This window comes from Pigmentiphaga sp. H8 (assembly GCF_003854895.1).
GTDB lineage: Bacteria > Pseudomonadota > Gammaproteobacteria > Burkholderiales > Burkholderiaceae_B > Pigmentiphaga.
The window spans coordinates 1,557,485-1,578,333 of sequence record NZ_CP033966.1 but is presented as its reverse complement, the minus strand read 5'-3'; the positions used below and the strand labels follow the sequence as shown (position 1 = coordinate 1,578,333).

The window sequence follows — 20,849 nt, the reverse complement described above, 5'->3', positions numbered from 1 at the left end:
TGTCCGGTTTTTGAATCTCGCCTGTCATATCCACCAAGCCTCCCTACAACGGCCCACGACAGTCACGAGGATTCACGACATGCCCCAACACCGCGCCCGCCACCCGCGGCCTTCCCCGCGCCGCCTTGCCGCCGTCCTCGGCATGAGCGTCCTGGCCTTCCATGGACAGTCCGCGCTGGCGGCCACGCCCGCCGCCGGCCAGGTCCAGAAGGCCTATCGCATTCCCGCCGGGCCGCTGGCGCCCGCCCTGATGCAGTTCGCGGCCCAGGCCGGCGTCAACCTCAGCGTCGATTCGGCCCGATTGCGCGGGATGGCCACCCCGGGCCTGTCCGGCTCGTTCTCCGTCGAGGACGGTTTCGCGCGGCTGCTGGAACAGAGCGGCCTGCGGCTGCGGCGGATGGGGGAAGGCAACTACGCTCTGGAGCCCGCGCCCGGCGTGCGGGCGGCGCAGGCCGCGGCCACCGCCACGGAAACGACGGAACTCGCCACGGTCACCGTCAGCGCGCGCACGCAGAACAATCTCACGGCCCCCGCCAGGCAGGTCACGCTGCTGGAAGGCGAGGAAATCCAGCAGTTGCGGCAGGGTTCCGACAGCCTGGCGACGATGCTGAGCAAGGCCGTCCCCGGCATGGCGGACGCCAGCCATACCATCACGGACTACGGCCAGACCCTGCGCGGCCGGAACATGCTGGTGCTGGTCGATGGCATTCCGCTCAACACCAATCGCGATTCGTCCCGGAACCTCGCCAACATCAATCCCGCCGACATCGAACAGATCGAGGTGCTTCGGGGCAGCAGCGCCATCTATGGAAGCGGGGCCGCCGGCGGCATCGTCTCCATCCGCACCAAGCGCCCCTCGGGCGAAACCAAGGCCGAAACCATCGTCAGCGGCGTGACGCCGCTGTCCAGGCTGGGCAGCGCGGGACTGGGCGGCGAGGTGCAGCACTACCTGTCGGGCGGCGGCGACGTGGTCGACTACTCCGTCAGCCTGGGCGCGCGGCACGTGGGCGGTTCCTACGACGGGGACGGACACCGCATCGCCCCGGAGCCCAGCCAGGGCGACATGTTCGATTCCAATATCTACAACGCCTCGGCCAAGGTGGGATTCAAGCTGGCCGAGGACCAGCGGCTGCAACTGTCGGCCAGCCGCTACGACGCCAGGCAGGACACGAAGTACGCCTCGGACCCGTCGGTGGCCAAGCTGCCCCCCGGATCCGTCCCGGCCAGGTCCATCAAGGGACTCCAGCTCGACAAGCAGAACCAGATCCAGAACACCATACTGGGGCTGGACTACGAGAACAGGAACGTGGCGGGCAGCACGCTGGCCGCGCAGCTCTACTACCGCGATTTCTTCACGCGCTTCTCCCCCTTCGACGCGCGTGCCGTCCCCGTCCGCGGCGGCAACGTCGACCAGGCCATGCAGAACTCGAAGGTCTTCGGCGGACGGCTGACCGTCAAGACTCCCCTGGGCCAGGACCGGAACACCCTGCTGGTCTGGGGCGCGGACTTCAACCACGAGCGGACCGACATGCCGCTCGACATCTTCGACCCCGCCGCCTATGACGCCAGCGGCGGCCTGGTCTTCAACAAGACCGGCCGCCTGATGTACATGCCGCCGCTCACCACGCGCAGCCTGGGCGCCTTCGCCCAGGCGCAGCACAAATTCAACGACCGCTGGTCCGTCGAAGGCGGCGCCCGCTACGAACGCTCACGGGCCAGCTTCAACGACTTCACGCCCCTGTCGCAGTCGCGCGTGGCCAACCCCCAATCGGTGGCCGGAGGCGCGGTGAACTACGGCGCCTGGACCTTCAACCTGGGCACGGTCTTCACCCCGGTCAAGGGCCAGGAGCTCTATGCTTCGTACAGCCAGGGCTTCGAGCTGCCCGACATCGGCGTCGTCCTGCGCAATGCCTCGCCCAGCTTCAACATCGGCAACTCCAACCTGAAGCCCATCAAGACCGACACCTACGAGCTGGGCTGGCGCGGCCGCTTCGAGAACCTTCGAACCAGCCTGAGCGTCTTCCAGTCGCGGTCCGACCTGGGGGCGGTCCAGAGCTTCAACAACGGGCTGACCCTGCTCAGGACCAAGGAAAAAATCCACGGCGTGGAAGCCAGCCTCGACTACTTCAGCGACGATGACCGCTGGAGCGCGGGCGGCAGCTTCACCTGGATGAAGGGCCGCGAACTTCCCCAGAACGCCAGCGCCTATCAGGACATGACCGGCTTCCGGATCCCGCCGCTGAAACTGACCGCTTACGCCGAGTACCGACCCAACGGCAGCTGGAGCCACCGCGTCCAGGTGACCTCGTATGCATCCAGGGACTACCGCCTGAACGGCCAGACCAGCTTCGGACGCTACGATGCCAAGGGCTACACCACGGTGGACCTGGTCAGCCACTGGCGCATCGACGCGAAGAACCGGGTCTCGCTGGGCATCGAGAACCTGTTCAACCGGCACTACTACCCGCTCTACAGCCAGCTCCTGCGCAGCAACAACAACACCAGCCACCTGCCCGCGGCCGGTACGGTCCTGAGAATCAGCTACGCCCACACCTGGTAGCGCGGTGAAAGCGTTCCTTCGAGGGCTGCACCGCTGGTGCGGCCTGGCCATCGCCCTGTTCATCGCGGTCACCGCCCTGACGGGCAGCCTGATCGCCTTCGAACACGAACTGGATGCGTGGCTGAATCCCGCGCTGTTCCAGACCGGCGACACGCGCCCCGCCCTGCCCTTCGACACGCTGCTGGCGCGCATCGAATCCCAGGACGGCCGCATCCGCGTCACGCAACTGCCGCTGGACACGCCGCCGGGCCAGGCCAGCGAGATCCAGGTCGAAGCCCGGCCCGGCGCCACTGCCGTCGACTTCGACCGCATGTTCGTCGACCCCGCGTCCGGCCGCATCCTGGGCACGCGCAAGTGGGGCGCCTGGAGCTGGGATCGCGCCCACCTGATGCCCTGGCTCAACCGCTTCCATCGCAACCTCGCGCTGCCCGGGCAATGGGGCAGCCGCCTGCTCGGGTGGGTCTGCGTCGCCTGGCTGCTCATCTCGCTGGCCGGCCTGTACCTGACCTTTCCCACCCGCCCCGGGCGGCCTTGGCGATCCGCCTGGCGCATGAGCCTGGACGCGCGCGGATTGAAGCTGGTGAACGACCTGCACCGGACCGTCGGCCTGTGGACGCTGCTGGTGGCCCTGCCCATTGCCTTCACGGGTGTCTATCTGAGTCTGGGCAATGACGTGTTCAAGCCGCTGGCCAGCCTGTTCGGTCCGATCAGCCCGCATCCGATCGCGAGGCGGGCGCAGGCGGCGATGCCCTCCTCGCCCCTGATCAGCGCCCGGCAGAGCGTCGTCCTGGCGCGGGCACTGCTGCCGGAAGGCACCCGGGACTACGAGCCCTGGTACTTCGGGCACCTGGCCTCGCGTGGCATGTACCGGGTCGCGTTCAAGGAAAAGAACCTGCGCGAGTCCGCCTTGCGCGTGCGCTACGAACAGGTCTTCATCGACGACAGGACCGGGGAGCTGGCAGGACGCTTCGGCTACGCCAGCGGCACGCCGGTGGACCGGTTCCTGGTCTGGCAGTATCCGGTCCACTCGGGCAAGGTGCTGGGCCCCCTGGGCCGGGCGCTGGTCGCGCTGGGCGGGGTGCTGATCGTCCTGCTGTGCGTCGTGGGCGTGATGAGATATGGAATGAGGACGGCGGCGCCCCGCGCGTCCTCGGATGCCGCCTAGCGTCCGCCCATGACCGGCAAGGGCACGCCTATTTCTTCGAAAGGCAGTCCTTCATGCAACGGCCCGCCTTCACGTCGGGACGATCGTCGACATAGAAATTGTCGCGATTGGGCATCTTGACCTTGGCCAGGTTGCTCGCGTCCACCGTGGCGTTCGCCGGAAGGATGCCGTTCTTGTGCAGCAGGTAGGCCGTCACGCTGTAGACGTCGTCGTTGGACATCGACTGGGGAGCCTGGAACGGCATCGCCCGGCGGATGGCCACACCATGCTGATCGCCACCCGTTCACCGATGTCCATGAACGTGAAGGCGCTCTGTCGATCCTGATGTTCTACGTCGGCGCAAAGCTGTAGCAGCCGACTGGCGGCATGGCGCTCGATCTCTAGCCCATGAAGGAAACGGCCAGACCTGCTATCGCGCTCCCGGCGATCACTTGGATCACCCCGCGCTTGTAGCGGAACAGCGCCACTGCCGCCGCCACAACGATGATCGCCGAGACCCCATCGAATCGCCCAGCCAGCCCCGCTGGCCATAACACGTGATAGCCAAAAAACAGTGCCAGGTTGATGATGACGCCGACCACCGCGGCTGTTATGGCAACCAGCGGCGCGGTGAAATTCAGATCCTCTTTTGTTGCCTCGACCACGGGTCCCCCCGCAAGAATAAGAACAAATGACGGCAGGAAGGTGAACCACGTCACCAGCGTTGCACCCAGGGCGCCAGCAATGAACGGGGACGTCGAGCCAAGCAGTTCATGGGAATAGGCGGCCACGAAACCCACGAAGGCCACGACCATGATCAGCGGGCCTGGCGTGGTCTCGCCCAGTGCCAGGCCGTCAATCATCTGGGTAGGGGTCAACCAGGCGTAGTGCTCCACGGCCCCCTGAAAAATATAGGGCAGCACAGCGTAAGCGCCCCCAAAGGTAAGCAGCGCGGCTTTGGTGAAGAACCAGCCCATCTGCGTATAGGCTCCATGCCACCCGAATACCACTGCCAGCACGACCATCGGCACGCCCCACAAGGCAAGGCCGGCAATAAGCAGAATGCACAGCCGCGACCAGCGAAAACGCGCATGTTCGGGTGCCGGGGTGTCATCGTCGATAAGCGCTGCCTGCCCGCCTTCCTGGGTCGCTGCGTGATACCCCCCGGCCGTTCGAAACAGCTCCGGTCGCCACCTTCCACCCAGGTACCCCGTCAGTGCCGCGATGGCCACAATAAGCGGAAATGGGGCGTCAAGCGCGAAGATGGCGAGGAACGCCGCTCCGGCTATCAGCCAATGCGCATGGTTCTTCAGGGCTCGGGAGCCAATGCGATGCGCTGCGTGCAACACGATGGCCGTGACGGCAGGTTTGATGCCGTAGAACAGACCCGCAACCACGGGCAGGTTGCCATATGCGGCATAGACCCATGACAGCACGATCAGGAGGAACAAGGAAGGAAGAACGAAAAGAACCCCGGCGGCCACGCCACCCCATGTGCGGTGCAGCAGCCAGCCGATATAGGTCGCCAGTTGCTGGGCCTCCGGGCCTGGCAGCAGCATGCAGTAGTTCAACGCGTGAAGAAATCGCCCTTCGCTTATCCACCGTCGGCGCTCGACGAGTTCGGTATGCATGATGGCGATCTGCCCTGCCGGACCGCCGAAGCTGATAAACCCCAGCTTCAGCCAAAAACGCAAAGCCGCGCCCAGCGAAAGCCGGCGGGGGGCAATATCTGAAGGGAAGGATGCTGATGTAGCGGTGTCCATGGATAACTCCGGCTGAGAGTACCAGCGCTTGGACGGGACACCGTCTATCTTGGAAGAGCGGGAGGCTGAAATCCCGAGTGAAATCATCGTAGCACGAGGCGGTGGACTTCGAAATTCATCCACCTGCAACGCACTGTTCACATAATTATTCAATAAATGTTGTATTGTAGAATAATGAACGAAACCCAAGCCATCAACGCGCTCGCCGCCTTGGCCCATGCCCAACGGCTGCGGGCCTTCCGTGCCCTGGTCGTCGCCGGGCCGGAAGGATTGACCCCGAGCACTTTGGCCGACCAGCTCCAGGTTGCCCGCAACACCCTGTCCTTCCACCTCAAGGAGTTGGCACATGCCGCCCTGGTCACGGTGGAGCAACACGGGCGCAACCTGATTTATCGCGCCGACTTCGCCCGGATGAACGGGCTTCTTGGCTATTTGACCGAACACTGCTGCCAAGGCGTCGCCTGTGAAATCTCCGGCACCGGCGCAAGCGCCGCATGTTGATTTCCCGATGAACTCCACCCACGAGACACCCATGGAAAACAAGGTCTACAACGTCCTGTTCATCTGCACCGGCAACTCGGCTCGATCCATCCTGGCCGAAGGCTTGCTCAACGGGTTGGGCCAGGGACGCTTCCGCGCCTACTCGGCCGGCAGCCATCCCAAAGGCGAAGTGCACCCGCGGGCCCTGACCACCCTGGAGCGATTGGCTTTGCCGACCACGGGATACCGCAGCAAGAACTGGGACGAGTTTGCGCATGCCGATGCGCCGCCGCTCGATTTCATCTTCACCGTCTGCGACAACGCCGCGGGAGAAGCCTGCCCGATCTGGCCGGGCAAGCCGGTATCGGCGCACTGGGGCGTGCCCGACCCCGCCGCGGTAGAGGGCGATGACGAACAGCGCAAGGCCTTCCACGATGCAGCCATCGCGCTCAAACGCCGTATCGAGCTGTTCCTGGCGTTGCCGATCCAGAAGCTGGACGGCATGTCTTTGCAGCACGAGCTGCGGAGCATTGGCAAGCAATAAGGGAACAGCATGTCTGCGCAGAATCCCGCACTGGGGTGTGCCCCACCCGCGCCCGCCATGAGCATTTTCGAGCGTTACCTGACCGTCTGGGTGCTGCTGTGCATCGCCGTCGGCATCGCGGCCGGCCAGATCGCCCCCGACATCTTCCAAGTGATCGGCCGCATGGAAGTCGCACAGGTCAACCTGCCCGTGGGCCTGCTCATCTGGATCATGGTGATCCCGATGCTGATCAAGGTGGATTTCGCCGCGTTGGGCCAGGTGCGCCGGCACTGGCGCGGCATCGGCGTCACCCTGTTCGTCAACTGGGCGGTCAAGCCCTTTTCCATGGCGCTCCTGGGCTGGCTGTTCGTACGGCAGGTATTCGCTCCCTGGCTGCCGCAGGACCAACTCGACAGCTACATCGCCGGCTTGATCCTGCTGGCCGCCGCGCCCTGCACCGCGATGGTGTTCGTCTGGAGCCGGCTCACCGGCGGCGATCCCGCATTCACGCTTTCACAAGTCGCGTTGAACGACGCCATCATGGTGTTTGCCTTCGCGCCCATCGTCGGCCTGCTGCTGGGAATCTCGTCCATCACCGTACCGTGGGATACCTTGCTGGCCTCGGTCGTGCTCTACATCGTCATTCCCGTCATCCTGTCGCAGCTCTGGCGGCGCTGGCTGCTCAAGCGGGGGCAGGCCGCCTTCGAACGCGCGATGGCCCGCATCGGCCCGCTGTCCATCGCGGCCCTGCTGCTGACGCTGGTCCTGCTATTCGCGTTCCAGGGCCAAGCCATCATCCAGCAACCGCTGGTCATCGCCATGCTGGCCGTCCCCATCCTGATCCAGGTCTTCTTCAACGCCAGCCTGGCCTATTGGCTCAACCGGCGTGTCGGCGAGAAACACGACATCGCCTGCCCTTCCGCTCTCATTGGGGCATCGAACTTCTTCGAGCTGGCCGTGGCCGCCGCGATCGCCCTGTTCGGCTTCCAGTCCGGCGCTGCCCTGGCGACCGTGGTAGGCGTGCTGATCGAAGTTCCGGTCATGCTGCTGGTGGTGCGCGTCGTCAACCGGTCCCGTGGCTGGTACGAGCGTGCCTGACCCCGGGACCAAATAAAAAGCCGCTTTCCCAGGGGAAAGCGGCTTTCTGGGCAACGGCGGCAATCCGTTGCGGTGTCCTTGGCGGACAGGGTGGGATTCGAACCCACGATACGTTTTCACATATACACGCGTTCCAGGCGTGCGCCTTCAACCGCTCGGCCACCTGTCCTTGCTGCCCAGGAGCCTGGGCAGAAGAGCCCGCAATAATACCAGATTGCAGGCCATGCAGCCAAGCCCCCATCACAAGGTCGAGCAATGGCGTCCATGATGGCACATTGCAATGCACAAGACCGTGCGACGCACAGAAACGAACCAGCAAGGGGAATCGATCAGGCACCAAACCGAGCGATTTGGCGAGAATGGAGGAGACCGCTGCGCCTTGCATTTATAGCCACGGCGGCCGACGCTCTAGGTCGTCGGCCGCGCGGGCGTTTTGCTTTTCTAAAGACTGCAGGGGTTTTGTCTCCTCCACTGCATAACGATATTCTGCGCCCGCAATTGGACTGTGACACTAGGGATTGACCCCTATTATGGTGCGGTGCGCACCACGGTTTTGGATACAAATGCACCAAAACCGTGCATTCTACGGCAATCAGAGCGCCTTGCCCAATTGCTCCAGGATGGCCGGGTTCTCCAGTGTGGAGACGTCCTGCGTGACCGATTCGCCCTTGGCGACCACACGCAGCAGGCGGCGCATGATTTTGCCGGAGCGGGTCTTGGGCAGGTTGTCGCCGAAGCGGATTTCCTTGGGCTTGGCGATGGGACCGATTTCCTTGGCGACCCAGTTGCGCAGCTCCTTGGCGATCTCGGCAGCCTCGGCGTCGTCGGGCCGAGCCCGCTTGAGCACCACGAAGGCGACCACGGCCTCGCCGGTCAGGTCGTCCGGGCGCCCCACCACGGCGGCCTCGGCCACCATGGGGTGGGCCACCAGCGCCGATTCCACTTCCATGGTTCCCAGGCGGTGTCCCGAGACGTTCAGGACGTCGTCGATGCGGCCCATGATCCAGAAGTAGCCGTCGGTATCCCGATTGGCGCCGTCGCCGGCCAGGTAGCAGGTACCGCCCAGCTCCTCGGGGTAGTAGCTTTTCTTGAAGCGCTCGGGGTCGCCCCAGATGGTACGGATCATGGCCGGCCATGGACGCTTGACCACCAGGAAGCCACCCTTGCCGAGTTCGACGTCTTCGCCGGTCTCGTCCACGATGGCGGCCATGATGCCCGGCAGCGGCAGCGTGCACGAGCCGGGCTTCAGGCCGGTGGCCCCCGGCAGCGGGGTGATCATGTGCCCGCCGGTCTCGGTCTGCCACCAGGTGTCGACCACCGGGCACCGTTCGCCGCCGACATTGTTGTAGTACCACATCCAGGCTTCCGGATTGATGGGCTCGCCCACCGATCCGATGACGCGCAGGCTGGACAGGTCGTATTTCTTCGGATGATGGTCGGGGCTGGCCTCGGCCGCCTTGATCAGCGAGCGGATGGCGGTGGGCGCCGTATAGAAGATGGTGCAGCCGTGCTTCTGGATGGTTTCCCAGAAACGGCCGGCGTTCGGATAGGTGGGCACGCCCTCGAACACGATCTGGGTCGCGCCCACGGCCAGGGGGCCGTAGGCGATATAGGTATGGCCGGTCACCCAGCCCACGTCGGCCGTGCACCAGTAGACGTCGGACGGCTTGAGGTCGAAGGTCCACTTCATGGTCAGCGCGGCCCACAGCAGGTAGCCCGCCGAAGCATGCTGGACGCCCTTGGGCTTGCCGGTGGAGCCCGAGGTGTAGAGCACGAACAGCGGATGCTCGGCCTCGACCTGGACCGGCTCGCACTGGTCGGACTGGCCCTTCTCCACGTCGTGCATCCACAGGTCGCGGCCTTCGGTCCAGGCCACCTTGCCGCCGGTGCGGCGGTAGACCACGACGTTCTTGACGGCCTCGCAGCCGCCCATGGCGAAGGCTTCTTCCACCGCGGGCTTGAGCGGGATGGTCTTGCCGCCGCGCACCTGCTCGTCGGCGGTGATGACCAGCGTCGCGCCCACGTCGACGATGCGCTCCTGCAGGCTCTTGGCCGAGAAGCCGCCGAACACCACGGAGTGGGTAATGCCCAGGCGGGCGCACGCCTGCATGGCGACCACGGCCTCGATGGACATGGGCATGTAGATGATGGAACGGTCGCCCTTCTTGTAGCCCAAGGCCTTGATGCCATTGGCGAAGCGGCCCACGCGGGCGTGCAGTTCGCGGTAGGTGACCTGGGTGACGGTGCCGTCGTCGCTCTCGAAGATGATGGCGACCTTGTCGGCGTTGCCGTTGGCCAGGTTGACGTCCAGGCAGTTGTACGAGACGTTCAGCTCGCCGTCGTCGAACCACTTGTAGAAAGGGGCATTGCTCTCGTCCAGCGTCCGCGTGAACGGCTTGCTCCATTGCAGGGTTTCACGCGCCAGCCGCGCCCAGAACCCCTCGAAGTCGCGCTCGGCCTCGTCGCACAGGGCCTGATAGGCGGCCATGCCGGGAACGTTCGCCTGCTTGACGAACTCCGCGGAGGGTTGGAAAACGCGTGTCTCGGTCAGCACTGAATCGATGGTAGACATCGCCTTGCGTCCTTTGATGGAAGTGATAGGGGCGGATACCCATAGGTTACCGAAAGCCGGTGGTCCATACGCGCTGCACCGCAACAAATGGGGGGCTCCCCTCTTGGCATACAATTCCCGCCAAACCGTCATTCTGCGCGCCCCAGCCTACCTGGAAAACATGTCTTCCCCTCTCATGCCACCGGGGCTTTCCCGGACGGAACCCCTGCGTCCGCTGCCCAAGCTCATCTTCATGAGCCGGTGGCTCCAGTTGCCGCTCTACCTCGGCCTGATCGTCGCCCAGGGGGTGTACGTCTACCATTTCTGGGTCGAGCTGGTGCACCTGATCGAAGCGGCGTTCGGCAACAAGGAAGCCATTGCCATGCTAGCCGAGGCCGTGATGCCGGTCGTGCCCGGCGCCGCGCCTGCCGCACCGCCCACCAAGCTGACCGAGACCACCATCATGCTGGTGGTGCTGGGGCTGATCGACGTGGTGATGATCTCCAATCTGCTCATCATGGTGATCGTGGGCGGCTACGAGACCTTCGTCTCCCGGCTGCACCTGGAGGGCCATCCCGACCAGCCGGAATGGCTGTCCCACGTCAACGCCTCGGTCCTGAAGGTGAAGCTGGGCACCGCCATCATCGGCATCTCGTCCATACATCTGCTGAAGACCTTCATCAACGCCGCGCACTACGACGCCAAGACCATCCTGGCGCAGACCGGCATTCACCTGGCCTTCCTGCTGTCCGCGATGGCGATCGCCTATTGCGATCGCCTCATGGCGCCGATGCTCAAGCAGGACGCCCACGGACACTGACAGCACGGCCACAACCTCCTGGCGCGGCGGCATGCCAGCGCCCCACCCTTCTCTTTTCGGAGCGCCCATGACTACCGTCATCAAGGAAGAAGACCTGATCCAGTCGATCGCCGACTCGATCCAGTTCATCAGCTACTACCACCCGGTCGACTACATCCGCCACCTGGCCCGCGCCTACGAGCGCGAACAGAATCCGGCGGCCAAGGACGCGATCGCCCAGATCCTGACCAACTCGCGCATGTGCGCCGAGGGCAAGCGCCCCATCTGCCAGGACACGGGCATCGTCAACGTGTTCATGAAGATCGGCATGGACGTGCGCTTCGACACCCGGCGCACCCTGCAGGAGCTGTGCGACGAGGGCGTGCGCCGCGGCTACCTGAACCCGGACAACAAGCTGCGCGCCTCGGTGCTGGCCGATCCGCAGTTCGAGCGCAAGAACACCCGCGACAACACGCCCTGTGTGCTGAGCGTGGAACTGGTTCCCGGCAACACCGTGAACGTGCAGGTCGCGGCCAAGGGCGGCGGCTCCGAGAACAAGACCAAGTTCGTCATGCTCAACCCCAGCGACTCGCTGGTGGACTGGGTGCTCAAGACCGTGCCCCTGATGGGCGCCGGCTGGTGCCCGCCGGGCATGCTGGGCATCGGCATCGGCGGCACGGCCGAGAAGGCCATGCTGATGGCCAAGCAGTCGCTGATGGAAGACATCGACATGTACGAACTGCTCGAGCGCGGCCCCGGCAACAAGCTCGAAGAGCTGCGCATCGAGCTGTACGAGAAGGTCAACGCGCTGGGCATCGGCGCCCAGGGCCTGGGCGGTCTGACGACCGTGCTGGACGTCAAGATCAGCATGTTCCCGACCCACGCCGCCTCCAAGCCCGTGGCCATGATCCCCAACTGCGCCGCCACCCGCCACGCGCATTTCGTGCTGGACGGCTCGGGCGCGGCCATCCTGACGCCGCCGTCGCTGGACGAGTGGCCCGACGTTCACTGGGCCCCCGACTACAACAAGTCCACGCGCGTCAACCTGGACACGCTGACCAAGGAAGAAGTCGCCTCGTGGCAGCCGGGCCAGACCCTGCTGCTGTCGGGCAAGATGCTGACCGGCCGCGACGCCGCGCACAAGCGCATCCAGGACATGCTGTCGCGCGGCGAGAAGCTGCCGGTGGACTTCACCAACCGCGTCATCTACTACGTCGGTCCGGTCGACCCGGTGCGCGACGAAGTCGTCGGTCCGGCCGGCCCCACCACCGCCACGCGCATGGACAAGTTCACCGACATGATGCTGGAGCAGACCGGCCTGATCTCGATGATCGGCAAGGCCGAGCGTGGCCCCGTCGCCATCGAGTCCATCCGCAAGCACAAGTCGGCCTACCTGATGGCCGTGGGCGGTTCGGCCTACCTGGTGTCCAAGGCCATCCGCGGCGCCAAGGTCGTGGGCTTCGAGGACCTGGGCATGGAAGCCATCTATGAGTTCGACGTGCAGGACATGCCCGTGACCGTGGCCGTGGATTCCAACGGCACGTCGGTGCATGAAACCGGACCGAAGACCTGGAAGGTCAAGATCGCTGAAATGGCTTGACCCCCCTACGCGCTTACGCGCGCAAGGGAAGCCCACCCCCTACGCCCTTCGGGCGCCCCCTCAAGGGGGCGATGCGGGTGGACCGGCAAAGCCGGATCCACCGCATCCTGGGTCTGGTAGCGTTGTCTTGGGTTGCGGCAACGGGGCTTCACTGGCTGCCAGCGGTAGCAACGGTGTAGCATTTCACAAATGTCGCCCCCTCCCCCAGGAAACCGCGGATCTGGCTTTGCCAGTCCGCTGGTTTCGCCCCCTTGAGGGGGCCCGCGTAAGCGGGTAGGGGGTGGAATTCCCCGACAGCCGTGGGCGTATCTGAAGATCGCGCCAAGGCCGTCGTGCTCGCGATGGACTCCGCTATGGATGCGAAAATCGACTATGGGCAGGAAGGTATGCGGCGGGATATCGAGAGCCTGCAGCGGGACATACATGCTCTCGACCGCAAAGTGGAAGCAAACCTAGAAACCCTGCGCGGCGAAATGCGCGCCATGGAAAGCCGGCTCGACACCAAGATCGATTCGGTCGGGCGCGAAATCGGTTACGTCAAGTGGTATGCCGCCTCGGCGGTGCCGGCGACCGCACTGGTGCTCGGCCTGCTCAACTACCTGAAGGCGTGAGCCCTTCGGCCTCGTGGCCCCGCCTCACGCCGCGGGCCATGTCGACGTGCCGCAGCACCGCCAACCCGATCACGAAGAACAGTCCGGTGGACAGGATGCCCAGGCGGTGGTTGCCCTGGGTGGCCCAGGTCACGAGGCCGTAGGTCAACGGGCCGATGATGGACGCGAGCCGGGTGGCGAAGGTCCAGAGCGCGAAGAACTCGGCCAGGCGGGAGGCCGGGGCCAGGGCGCCGGTCATCGCCCGCCCCGCGCTCTGGCTCGACCCCATGCACAGGCCCGCGATGGTCGCGGCCACCCAGAAGCCGCCCTGGCTGGTGGCGAAAAAGGCAATCAGCACCATCGCGATCCAGCCCAGCAGCGTGGCGGCCAAGGCCCGCTGGTGGCCGATGCGGTCCTCGACGAAACCAAAGACGAAGGCGCCGGCCGCGGCCGCGATGTTGACCAGGAACACCAGCGTCATGATCTGGGTCTGGCCGAATTGCATGACCTGCTCGGCGTAGACGGCGGCCAGCGTGATGACGACGGCGATGCCGGCCTGGTAGAAGACACCGCAGATCAGCAGCCGGCGAAAATCGGGAAAGGCCCGCGAGTCGCGCCACGAGGCCGCGAGCTGGCGCATGACCTGCGTGAAGCCGGGCCGCTCGCCATGTGCGCGGGCGGGCTGGGCGCGCTCGCGCAGGAACAGGAAGACCGGCACGGCGGCGGCGGCGAAGACCGCGGCGGTGACCAGCATGGTCCAGGGCACGAAGTCGGTGGCGGGCCGGCCCGCGGCCCGCGCCGCGATCACGACCGCCAGCGACAACCCCAGGGTCAGCATGCCGCCCACGTAGCCGAAGCTCCACCCCCAGCCGGATACGCGGCCCAGGTACTGAGGCCGGGCGAGTTCGGGCAGGAAGGCGGCAATGACCGATTCACCAACGCTGTAGCAGACGTTGGAGATGATGATCGCGGGTACCGCGATCCAGAAGCCGCCCGGCCCGGCAAGCGCCAGCGCCGCCGTGGCCGCCACGCAGCCCACGGTGCTGGCCGCCAGCAGCCGTTTCTTGGCGGCCTGGGCATCGGCCCAGGCGCCCAGGCCCGGCATGGCCAGCATCACGATCAGGTAGGACAGCGACAGGGTCGCCGTCCACGCCAGCGTGGCCCAGTGGGCATTGCCCGCCACCACGCCGACGAAATAGGCGTTGAAGACGGCCGTCAGGACGACCGTCGTATAGCCGGAGTTGGCGAAATCATAAAATGCCCAGGCGAAGACTTCGCGCCGGCGTACGCCCGGATTCAGGGCGCCGCGCATGGACGGCCCGGACACGGCTGCCAATCCGGCTGGCGCGCTTAAACGCCGAGCGCCGCGATGCCCGCGCGGGCGATCTGCGCGTCTTCGTTGGATTTCACGCCGGATACGCCAACCGCGGCGATGGTCTCGCCCTCGACCACGACCGGTACGCCGCCTTCCAGCATGCCATGGATGGTGGGCACGGACAGGAACGAGGTACGGCCGTTGTTGACGACGTCTTCGTAGACCTTGGATTCACGGCGGCCCAGCGCAGCGGTATGGGCCTTGGAAGGGGCGATGTGGGCCGAGATGGCGGGCGCGCCGTCCAGGCGCAGCAGGCCCAGCAGGTGGCCGCCGTCGTCGACCACGGCGATGGAAACGGCCCACTTGTTGGCGAGCGCCTCGGCTTCGGCGGCGGCCAGGATCTTCTTGACGTCGTCGGCGGTCAGGACGTGCTTGGTCTTCATGGAGCGGAATCCTCGTTGGGGGAAAAACGGGGATTGTAGGGCGTCCCCATGCTGGATTTATAGCTTTGCACGCACAAGTGCATTGACCTGGGCGCCGTCAAAGAGGTATCTTAGCGCCACTTTTGTATCATCTTGTGCCCAGCATCCCCCTATACGAATGAAAAAGGCTCGCTTTCACTTCCGCCTCCCTGCATCCCGGCCGCCATTCCCGGCCGGCGGGGCGAAGGTCCGGAAAGCGGGCGGGAAGCTGGCCATGCTGGTGGGATCCGCGGTGCTGGCCGGGTGCGCCACGCAATCGCCCTCCCCCTCCCAGAACGGTTCCTCGGCCGCTGTCGACACGCCCGCCAAGCGCGTGGCGCGCTACAGCCTTCCCAGCCATCCAATCCCGTCCTGGAAAGACAGCATTTCCTCCCTGCCGTCCCGTGAGTCCCCGGATCCGGAAAAGATCCTGTCGGGCCAATGGCAGGACGACAAGGCAGACGCCGGCGTGGGCGGCCAGGCCGAACTGGCGGCCTACGCCTTGAACTACCTGGGCGTACGCTACCGCCTGGGCGGCTCGTCGCCCGAGGCCGGTTTCGATTGCAGCGGGCTGGTGACCTACGTCAGCCGCGAAGTCCTGGGCCTGCAACTGCCGCGCCGCGCCGAGGAAATCAGCCGGGTGGGCGACCCCATCGACATCGGCGACCTGCAACCCGGCGATTTGGTGTTCTACAACACCCTGCGCCGCAAGTTCTCGCACGTGGGCATCTATCTGGGCGACGGCCGCTTCGTGCATTCCCCCTCGTCGGGAGGGGTCGTGCGGGTCGAAAGCATGGACATCGCCTACTGGAAGAAGCGATTCAACGGCGCCCGCCGGCTGGCCTCCTCGGAATCAGCTTCACGCTGACCTCTTCCTGCGCGATGCGCGCGCACGGCGCGCCCGCCTCCGCGCCGCACAACCCACAGTTCTCGAGCGCCTGCTGCATCGAACACACCGATCGGCGGCAGGCCACCACCTGTATGCCCGAGCGCTGGGCGGCCTGGCGGAAGGCCTTCATCACGTTGTGGCCCAGGAAATCCGTCAACAGGATCAGCAACTCCGTGCCCGACGGCAGTTGCAGCGTCTTCTTCTGGTGCGCCGGATCACGCCCGCTGATGTGGTGGGTGATGGCGATGTTGTGGCCCTTGAGCAGGTCCGGGATGTTGCCTAGCCGGTCGGCCCCGACCACGACTGCGCTGACTGCCATGACGATCTCCGTGATGTCGATTGCTTTCGACAAATGATAATCATTCTCGTTATAGAGTCAACAAGAATGATATGAATTCTCATTTGATTAAGCTGATCGACATCGCGTCGGAGATAGGAAAACTCTGTCAGGCCTGGTCCGAGGGCTTGATCGCATTCTGGACCACCTCGCGCGTCAGGCTGGGCGCCAGCAATTCGACGAAGGTGTAGACGTAGTCCCGAAGGAAGGTGCCGGACTTCACGCCTATGCGGCTGGTATGCATGCCGAACAGCCGCCCCACGGGAAGCCCCACCAGTCCGGTATCGCGCCTGGGGTCGTAGGCGACTCCGGCGATGATCCCTATCCCCAGCCCCAGTTCCACGTAGGTCTTGATGACGTCGGCGTCGATGGCCTCGAGCACGAAGTCCGGATGGACGTCCTGCGAACCGAAGGCCTGGTCGATCGCGCTGCGGCCGGCGAAAGCGCGGTCATAGGTGATGACGGGATACTGCGCGAGCTGCTCCAGCGTCAGTTTCTTGGCCTGGGACGACGTCAGCTGGGCCAGGGGGTGGTCAGGGGTGACCACCACCACGTGCTCCCAGGTATAGCAGGGCAGCGTGACCATGCCGGGCGTCAGCGCCAGCGCCTCGGTCGCGACCGCCAGGTCGGCCTGCTCGTTCAGCACCATGTCGGCCAACTGGCCCGGGCTGCCCTGGATCAGCGACAGGTGGACCTTGGGAAACAGCTTGCGGAAGGCGGGAATGACCTGCGGCAGGGCGTAGCGGGCCTGGGTGTGCGTGCAGGCGATGGTCAGGCCGCCCTCGTCTCGCCGGGCGTATTCATCGCTGACCTTCTTGAGGTTGTCGACCTCGCGCATGATGCGGTCGACGATCTGCGAAACGGCCAGGCCGGGCTTGGTCAGGCCCTTGATGCGCTTGCCGTGGCGCTCGAAGATCTTCACGCCGAGTTCGTCTTCCAGTTCGATGATGGCCTTGGACACCCCCGGCTGGGACGTGTAGAGCATTCTCGCGGCTTCGGTCAGGTTGAAGTCGCGGCGCACGGTTTCCCGGACGAATTTGAATTGCTGCAGGTTCATGGTGCGGTTCACTATGGATCTGCCATCCAACCCGGACGTAGGGTCGTGGCAACCCATAGATCATAATGTAATATACGACAAGCTATTTATTATATTTAGTAATTAGCATAGTCGGATTTCGCAGCATGGCGGCCGCACTGCCGCCATGCCGGGCCCTGCTCTAGGACCGTTTCGGCGCCCTCACCCTGAGACGGAAATACATCAGGAGCGCCGTCAGCGCGGCAACGGCGCCGTGCAGGCCCACCAGGGCGACGAAGAAGTCCACCCTGCCGTTGTTCACCCAGGCCTTGGCCAGGTTGACCATGTTCAGGTAGAACAGGGCCACCAGCAGCGCGATCACGACGTCGCCCGAGCGGCCCAGCCGCGGGTTCACCGCGCCCAGCGGAATGGCCAGCAGCGCCAGGTTGATGGCCAGCAGCGGCATGCTGACGCGCCACAGCAATTCGCCGGCGGCGCCCTGCCCGCCCTCGCGCAGCAACTGCATGGTCGAGCGCGCCTTGGTGGACAGGTCGTCCGAGGAAGGCGGCCCCTTGCTTTCCATACGCACGCCGTATTTCTCGAAGCTCATCAGCCGGAACTGCGGGGTGCCCGGCACGAACTCGTAGCGATGGCCGGACTCCAGGACCATGAAGCGGTCGCCGTTGGGCTGGTCCTCGAGCATGCCCCCGCCCGACACCAGCACGTTCAGCCGGCCGTTCTCTATCCAGCGCGCGAACACATTGTTGACCCGGTCCACGGCGTCGTTGGCGGACTCCACGTAGAACACGCGGTCGATCCCGCTGGACTCGAGGAACTGGCCCGGCGCGACCTTGGAGACGTCGGAACGCTGTTCGTAGCGCTGGCGGTACTCGGCGATCTGTTTCTGGGCCCAGGGCGAGGCCGCCAGGGTCAGCGTCGCGATCAGCACCGCCGACGGGATGGCGAAGCGGAGAATCGGCTTGAACCAATCGGCCAGGCTCAGGCCGCTGGAGAACCAGACCACCATCTCGGATTCGCGGTAATTACGGGTGACCGTGGTCAGCACGGCGATGAACACCGAGACCGCGATGATGGTGGGTAGGGCGTTGATGGACGAGAACGCGGCGATGCCCGTGACCACGTCGGCGCCGATGCGGCCGGCCGCCGCTTCGCCCAGCAGGCGCACCAGCAGCACGCTGATCCACACGACCACGAGCGTGGAAAATACGACGCTGGCATGGCTGGTCAGTTCGTCTTTGACGGAGCGCTGGAACAGGGACACGGTACTGGCCTGTGCGAGGGGCCCGCATCTGCGGGATAATTGACAATCTCGCGACTACATACAGGAAGAATCGCGCATGGACTTTAGCACACAGACCTCCGCCCCCGAGAAAATCAAGACCGCCGCGCTGGTGGTCGGCGTGCATGCCGACGGCGTGCTGACGCAGGCGGCCGATGCCGTCGATCGGGCGGCCAAGGGCGCGGTGCGCGCCGCCGTCAAGGCCGACTTCAAGGGCAAGACGGGCGAAACGCTGGTGCTGAGGTCCCTGCCCGGCGTGGCGGCCCAGCGGGTCGTGCTGGCCGGACTGGGCTCGCAGGAGGCCTTGTCGCCCAAGGCGCTGGCCGCCGCCCATCGCGCCGCGCTCGCCGCCGTCGCGGCGCTGGGCGTGACCGAGACCGTGTCGGCGCTGGCCGCCGTTCCCATGCAGTCGGCCGACGTCCGCACCCGCGCGCGGCTGGCCGCGATCGCGGCGGGCGACGTCACCTACCGCTTCGACGCCACCTTCGGCAAGCGCGACGCCGTCAGCCGCCCCAAGCTGGCGCGCCTGGTCCTCGCGGTCGAGCGGTCCGAGGCCAAGGAGGCCGAGGCCGGCCTGCGCGAAGGCAGCGCCATCGCCAACGGCATGTCGCTCGCGCGCGACCTGGGCAACCTGCCCGGCAACGTCTGCACCCCCACCTACCTGGGCGAGACCGCCAAGAAGCTGGGCAAGTCGCACAAGCTCAAGATCGAGGTGCTGGACCGCAAGCAGATCGAGGCGCTGAAGATGGGCTCCTTCCTGTCGGTGGCGCGCGGATCCTACGAACCGCCGAAGTTCATCGTGCTGCGCTACGAAGGCGCCAGGCAGAAACCCGCGGGGCGCGGCAAGGCGGGCGCCAACGGCCCGGTCGTGCTGGTCGGCAAGGGCATCACGTTCGATGCGGGCGGCATCTCGCTCAAGCCGGCCGCCGGCATGGACGAAATGAAATACGACATGTGCGGCGCTGCCAGCGTGTTCGGCACGCTGCGCACCGTGGCCGAGCTGGGCCTGCCGCTGGACGTGATCGGCGTCGTGCCCGCATGCGAGAACCTGCCCAGCGGCCGCGCCAACAAGCCGGGCGACGTGGTCACCACCATGTCCGGCCAGACGGTCGAGATCCTGAACACCGACGCCGAGGGCCGGCTGATCCTGTGCGACGCCCTGACCTACGTGGAACGCTTCAAGCCCTCCACCGTCATCGACATCGCCACGCTGACCGGCGCCTGCGTCACGGCGCTGGGCCACATCAACACCGGCCTCTTCACCCACGACGACGCGCTGGCCGACACCCTGACCAGCCTGTCGCGCCAGGCGCTGGACCCGGTGTGGCGCCTCCCGCTGGACGACGACTACCAGGAACAGCTCAAGTCCAACTTCGCCGACATGGCCAACATCGGCGGCCCGCCGGCCGGCGCCGTCACCGCCGCGTGCTTCCTGTCGCGCTACGCCAAGGGCTACCGCTGGGCGCACCTGGACATCGCCGGCACGGCCTGGCGCAGCGGCAAGGACAAGGGCGCCACCGGCCGCCCCGTTCCGCTGCTGACGCAATACCTGCTGTCCCTGGTCTGACGCCGTCCGCCCATGACCGAAATCGACTTCGCCTTCAGCGCCCCCGACCGGCTGCGCACCGCCTGCCAGATCGCCACCCGCCGCCACCAGGCGGGCCACCGGCTGGTGGTGTACTGCCGCGACACGGGGCGCCTGAACGCCTTCGATCAGATGCTCTGGGCGCTGGACGACATCTCCTTCATCCCCCACGTCCGCGTCAACGATCCGCTGGCGGCCGACACCCCCGTCGTGCTGACCGCCTCGGACGCGCCCACGCCCCACCACGACTGGCTGCTGAACCTGGACGACACCTGGCCGCCCATCTACACCCGCTTCCAGCGCGTCATCGAGGTCGTCACCAACGATCCCGCCGACCGCGAGGCGGCGCGGGCGCGCTGGCGCTTCTACCAGGAATGCGGCCACAACATCGTGCGGCACGACGTGTCGCGCCACCAGATGCCCTGAGCCGATATGCAAGCCCCTTTCCCTCCGCGCGACGATGCGGGCATCCCGCTCCTGACCGAAGTCCTGGACCTGCCGCAGCCGGTCCGTAAGGCCGAAGCGGCGCCCCCGCAGCCTTCCCCCTCCTGGCCCGCCCCGGCGGCGCCGGCCGCCCCCGCGCCAAGGCCGCATGACGAGGACGGCATCGAGACCCTGCGCGCCGCCATCCTGCAGGACCTGCTCGACCGGGTGGAGCCCTTGCTGAAGACGCGCATGCGGGCCTCGCTGGAAGTGGCGGCCGCCCGCGCCCTGGAAGACATCGCCTACAACCTGCGCGAGGAACTCGGCCGGCTGGTGGACGAGGCCGTCCAGAAAGAACTGATCCGGCGCGCGGCCGTCCAGAGCAAGCCCCTTCCCCCGCGCTGACGCCCCGGCGG

At 65.8% G+C, this 20,849-nt stretch carries 20 protein-coding genes and 1 tRNA gene; 12 read left to right on the top strand and 9 right to left on the bottom strand.

Annotated elements, in window-relative coordinates; genetic code table 11:
• The first annotated feature begins 79 nt into the window (after window positions 1-79).
• Entirely contained in the window at window positions 80-2,560 is a 2,481-nt protein-coding gene (locus tag EGT29_RS07470; RefSeq protein WP_370282855.1) for a TonB-dependent siderophore receptor, read from the top strand.
• Between the two features lie 4 nt (window positions 2,561-2,564).
• On the top strand, window positions 2,565-3,725 hold the full coding sequence (locus EGT29_RS07465; protein WP_124688423.1) for a PepSY domain-containing protein: 1,161 nt from the start codon (window positions 2,565-2,567) through the stop codon (window positions 3,723-3,725).
• A 28-nt stretch (window positions 3,726-3,753) separates the two neighbouring features.
• On the opposite strand, the gene EGT29_RS07460 is transcribed toward EGT29_RS07465, so the two are convergent.
• A complete protein-coding gene (locus EGT29_RS07460) occupies window positions 3,754-3,945 on the bottom strand; it encodes a hypothetical protein (RefSeq protein ID WP_370282854.1) in 192 nt (63 codons plus the stop codon).
• Window positions 3,946-4,105: 160 nt separating this feature from the next.
• Window positions 4,106-5,467: a chromate efflux transporter gene (gene chrA, locus EGT29_RS07455; RefSeq protein WP_124688422.1), complete on the bottom strand. Its 1,362-nt coding sequence runs from the start codon at window positions 5,465-5,467 to the stop codon at window positions 4,106-4,108.
• Window positions 5,468-5,641: 174 nt separating this feature from the next.
• On the opposite strand from chrA, the gene EGT29_RS07450 reads away from it, so the two are divergent.
• From EGT29_RS07450 to arsB, 3 genes are read left to right on the top strand one after another with little or no spacing between them, the layout of a single operon-like run.
• Entirely contained in the window at window positions 5,642-5,968 is a 327-nt protein-coding gene (locus tag EGT29_RS07450; protein ID WP_124688421.1) for a helix-turn-helix transcriptional regulator, read from the top strand.
• Window positions 5,969-5,999: 31 nt separating this feature from the next.
• Entirely contained in the window at window positions 6,000-6,491 is a 492-nt protein-coding gene (locus EGT29_RS07445; RefSeq protein ID WP_124688420.1) for an arsenate reductase ArsC, read from the top strand.
• A 9-nt stretch (window positions 6,492-6,500) separates the two neighbouring features.
• Window positions 6,501-7,568, top strand: a complete 1,068-nt coding sequence (arsB, locus tag EGT29_RS07440) for an ACR3 family arsenite efflux transporter (RefSeq protein WP_124688419.1) — start codon at window positions 6,501-6,503, stop codon at window positions 7,566-7,568.
• Window positions 7,569-7,647: 79 nt separating this feature from the next.
• On the opposite strand, the gene EGT29_RS07435 is transcribed toward arsB, so the two are convergent.
• Together EGT29_RS07435 and acs are read right to left on the bottom strand one after the other, a co-directional pair.
• Window positions 7,648-7,737, bottom strand: a tRNA-Ser gene (locus EGT29_RS07435).
• 423 nt (window positions 7,738-8,160) lie between these two features.
• Window positions 8,161-10,140, bottom strand: coding sequence for an acetate--CoA ligase (gene acs / locus EGT29_RS07430; RefSeq protein ID WP_124688418.1), 1,980 nt, complete (start codon window positions 10,138-10,140; stop codon window positions 8,161-8,163).
• 160 nt (window positions 10,141-10,300) lie between these two features.
• Here acs and EGT29_RS07425 point away from each other — a divergent pair, with 160 nt between their 5' ends.
• From EGT29_RS07425 to EGT29_RS07415, 3 genes are all read left to right on the top strand, one after another.
• A complete protein-coding gene (locus EGT29_RS07425) occupies window positions 10,301-10,939 on the top strand; it encodes a YqhA family protein (RefSeq protein ID WP_238160320.1) in 639 nt (212 codons plus the stop codon).
• 67 nt (window positions 10,940-11,006) lie between these two features.
• Window positions 11,007-12,518, top strand: a complete 1,512-nt coding sequence (locus EGT29_RS07420) for a fumarate hydratase (RefSeq protein WP_124688417.1) — start codon at window positions 11,007-11,009, stop codon at window positions 12,516-12,518.
• Between the two features lie 353 nt (window positions 12,519-12,871).
• Complete coding sequence (locus EGT29_RS07415) at window positions 12,872-13,129, top strand: hypothetical protein (RefSeq protein ID WP_124688416.1); 258 nt, start codon at window positions 12,872-12,874, stop codon at window positions 13,127-13,129.
• Here EGT29_RS07415 and EGT29_RS07410 read toward each other — a convergent pair.
• Complete coding sequence (locus EGT29_RS07410) at window positions 13,110-14,420, bottom strand: MFS transporter (protein WP_124692256.1); 1,311 nt, start codon at window positions 14,418-14,420, stop codon at window positions 13,110-13,112. The two genes, EGT29_RS07415 and EGT29_RS07410, sit on opposite strands and share 20 nt — an antisense overlap.
• Before the next feature lie 38 nt (window positions 14,421-14,458).
• The gene (locus EGT29_RS07405; RefSeq protein ID WP_124688415.1) at window positions 14,459-14,866 is read right to left on the bottom strand and encodes a heme-binding protein; all 408 of its coding nucleotides are present in this window, start codon (window positions 14,864-14,866) and stop codon (window positions 14,459-14,461) included.
• 157 nt (window positions 14,867-15,023) lie between these two features.
• On the opposite strand from EGT29_RS07405, the gene EGT29_RS07400 reads away from it, so the two are divergent.
• Entirely contained in the window at window positions 15,024-15,752 is a 729-nt protein-coding gene (locus EGT29_RS07400) for a C40 family peptidase (protein WP_370282852.1), read from the top strand.
• Here EGT29_RS07400 and EGT29_RS07395 read toward each other — a convergent pair.
• The 3 genes from EGT29_RS07395 to lptF form a co-directional block, all read right to left on the bottom strand.
• Window positions 15,706-16,092, bottom strand: coding sequence for a DUF2325 domain-containing protein (locus EGT29_RS07395; protein ID WP_370282850.1), 387 nt, complete (start codon window positions 16,090-16,092; stop codon window positions 15,706-15,708). The genes EGT29_RS07400 and EGT29_RS07395 overlap by 47 nt on opposite strands.
• A gap of 127 nt (window positions 16,093-16,219) precedes the next feature.
• Entirely contained in the window at window positions 16,220-17,167 is a 948-nt protein-coding gene (locus tag EGT29_RS07390; protein WP_124688413.1) for a CysB family HTH-type transcriptional regulator, read from the bottom strand.
• 160 nt (window positions 17,168-17,327) lie between these two features.
• Window positions 17,328-18,407, bottom strand: coding sequence for an LPS export ABC transporter permease LptF (gene lptF, locus EGT29_RS07385; protein ID WP_124688412.1), 1,080 nt, complete (start codon window positions 18,405-18,407; stop codon window positions 17,328-17,330).
• Between the two features lie 76 nt (window positions 18,408-18,483).
• Between lptF and EGT29_RS07380 the strand changes: the two genes are divergently transcribed.
• From EGT29_RS07380 to EGT29_RS07370, 3 genes are read left to right on the top strand one after another with little or no spacing between them, the layout of a single operon-like run.
• Window positions 18,484-19,992: a leucyl aminopeptidase gene (locus EGT29_RS07380; RefSeq protein ID WP_124688411.1), complete on the top strand. Its 1,509-nt coding sequence runs from the start codon at window positions 18,484-18,486 to the stop codon at window positions 19,990-19,992.
• A 12-nt stretch (window positions 19,993-20,004) separates the two neighbouring features.
• Entirely contained in the window at window positions 20,005-20,436 is a 432-nt protein-coding gene (locus EGT29_RS07375; protein ID WP_124688410.1) for a DNA polymerase III subunit chi, read from the top strand.
• Between the two features lie 6 nt (window positions 20,437-20,442).
• A complete protein-coding gene (locus EGT29_RS07370) occupies window positions 20,443-20,838 on the top strand; it encodes a hypothetical protein (protein WP_124688409.1) in 396 nt (131 codons plus the stop codon).
• The last annotated feature ends 11 nt before the right edge of the window (window positions 20,839-20,849 follow it).

What these genes read in the sequence shown, in the direction of transcription:
- EGT29_RS07400 (WP_370282852.1), top strand. Translation starts at nt 15,024, where the DNA reads ATGAAAAAGGCTCGCTTTCACTTCCGCCTCCCTGCATCCCGGCCGCCA.
- EGT29_RS07375 (WP_124688410.1), top strand. Translation starts at nt 20,005, where the DNA reads ATGACCGAAATCGACTTCGCCTTCAGCGCCCCCGACCGGCTGCGCACC.
- EGT29_RS07380 (WP_124688411.1), top strand. Translation starts at nt 18,484, where the DNA reads ATGGACTTTAGCACACAGACCTCCGCCCCCGAGAAAATCAAGACCGCC.
- EGT29_RS07470 (WP_370282855.1), top strand. Translation starts at nt 80, where the DNA reads ATGCCCCAACACCGCGCCCGCCACCCGCGGCCTTCCCCGCGCCGCCTT.
- EGT29_RS07370 (WP_124688409.1), top strand. Translation starts at nt 20,443, where the DNA reads ATGCAAGCCCCTTTCCCTCCGCGCGACGATGCGGGCATCCCGCTCCTG.
- EGT29_RS07395 (WP_370282850.1), bottom strand. Translation starts at nt 16,092, where the DNA reads ATGGCAGTCAGCGCAGTCGTGGTCGGGGCCGACCGGCTAGGCAACATC.
- EGT29_RS07450 (WP_124688421.1), top strand. Translation starts at nt 5,642, where the DNA reads ATGAACGAAACCCAAGCCATCAACGCGCTCGCCGCCTTGGCCCATGCC.
- EGT29_RS07445 (WP_124688420.1), top strand. Translation starts at nt 6,000, where the DNA reads ATGGAAAACAAGGTCTACAACGTCCTGTTCATCTGCACCGGCAACTCG.
- EGT29_RS07405 (WP_124688415.1), bottom strand. Translation starts at nt 14,866, where the DNA reads ATGAAGACCAAGCACGTCCTGACCGCCGACGACGTCAAGAAGATCCTG.
- chrA (WP_124688422.1), bottom strand. Translation starts at nt 5,467, where the DNA reads ATGGACACCGCTACATCAGCATCCTTCCCTTCAGATATTGCCCCCCGC.
- arsB (WP_124688419.1), top strand. Translation starts at nt 6,501, where the DNA reads ATGTCTGCGCAGAATCCCGCACTGGGGTGTGCCCCACCCGCGCCCGCC.
- EGT29_RS07460 (WP_370282854.1), bottom strand. Translation starts at nt 3,945, where the DNA reads ATGTCCAACGACGACGTCTACAGCGTGACGGCCTACCTGCTGCACAAG.
- acs (WP_124688418.1), bottom strand. Translation starts at nt 10,140, where the DNA reads ATGTCTACCATCGATTCAGTGCTGACCGAGACACGCGTTTTCCAACCC.
- EGT29_RS07410 (WP_124692256.1), bottom strand. Translation starts at nt 14,420, where the DNA reads ATGCGCGGCGCCCTGAATCCGGGCGTACGCCGGCGCGAAGTCTTCGCC.
- EGT29_RS07420 (WP_124688417.1), top strand. Translation starts at nt 11,007, where the DNA reads ATGACTACCGTCATCAAGGAAGAAGACCTGATCCAGTCGATCGCCGAC.
- EGT29_RS07415 (WP_124688416.1), top strand. Translation starts at nt 12,872, where the DNA reads ATGGATGCGAAAATCGACTATGGGCAGGAAGGTATGCGGCGGGATATC.
- EGT29_RS07425 (WP_238160320.1), top strand. Translation starts at nt 10,301, where the DNA reads ATGTCTTCCCCTCTCATGCCACCGGGGCTTTCCCGGACGGAACCCCTG.
- EGT29_RS07390 (WP_124688413.1), bottom strand. Translation starts at nt 17,167, where the DNA reads ATGAACCTGCAGCAATTCAAATTCGTCCGGGAAACCGTGCGCCGCGAC.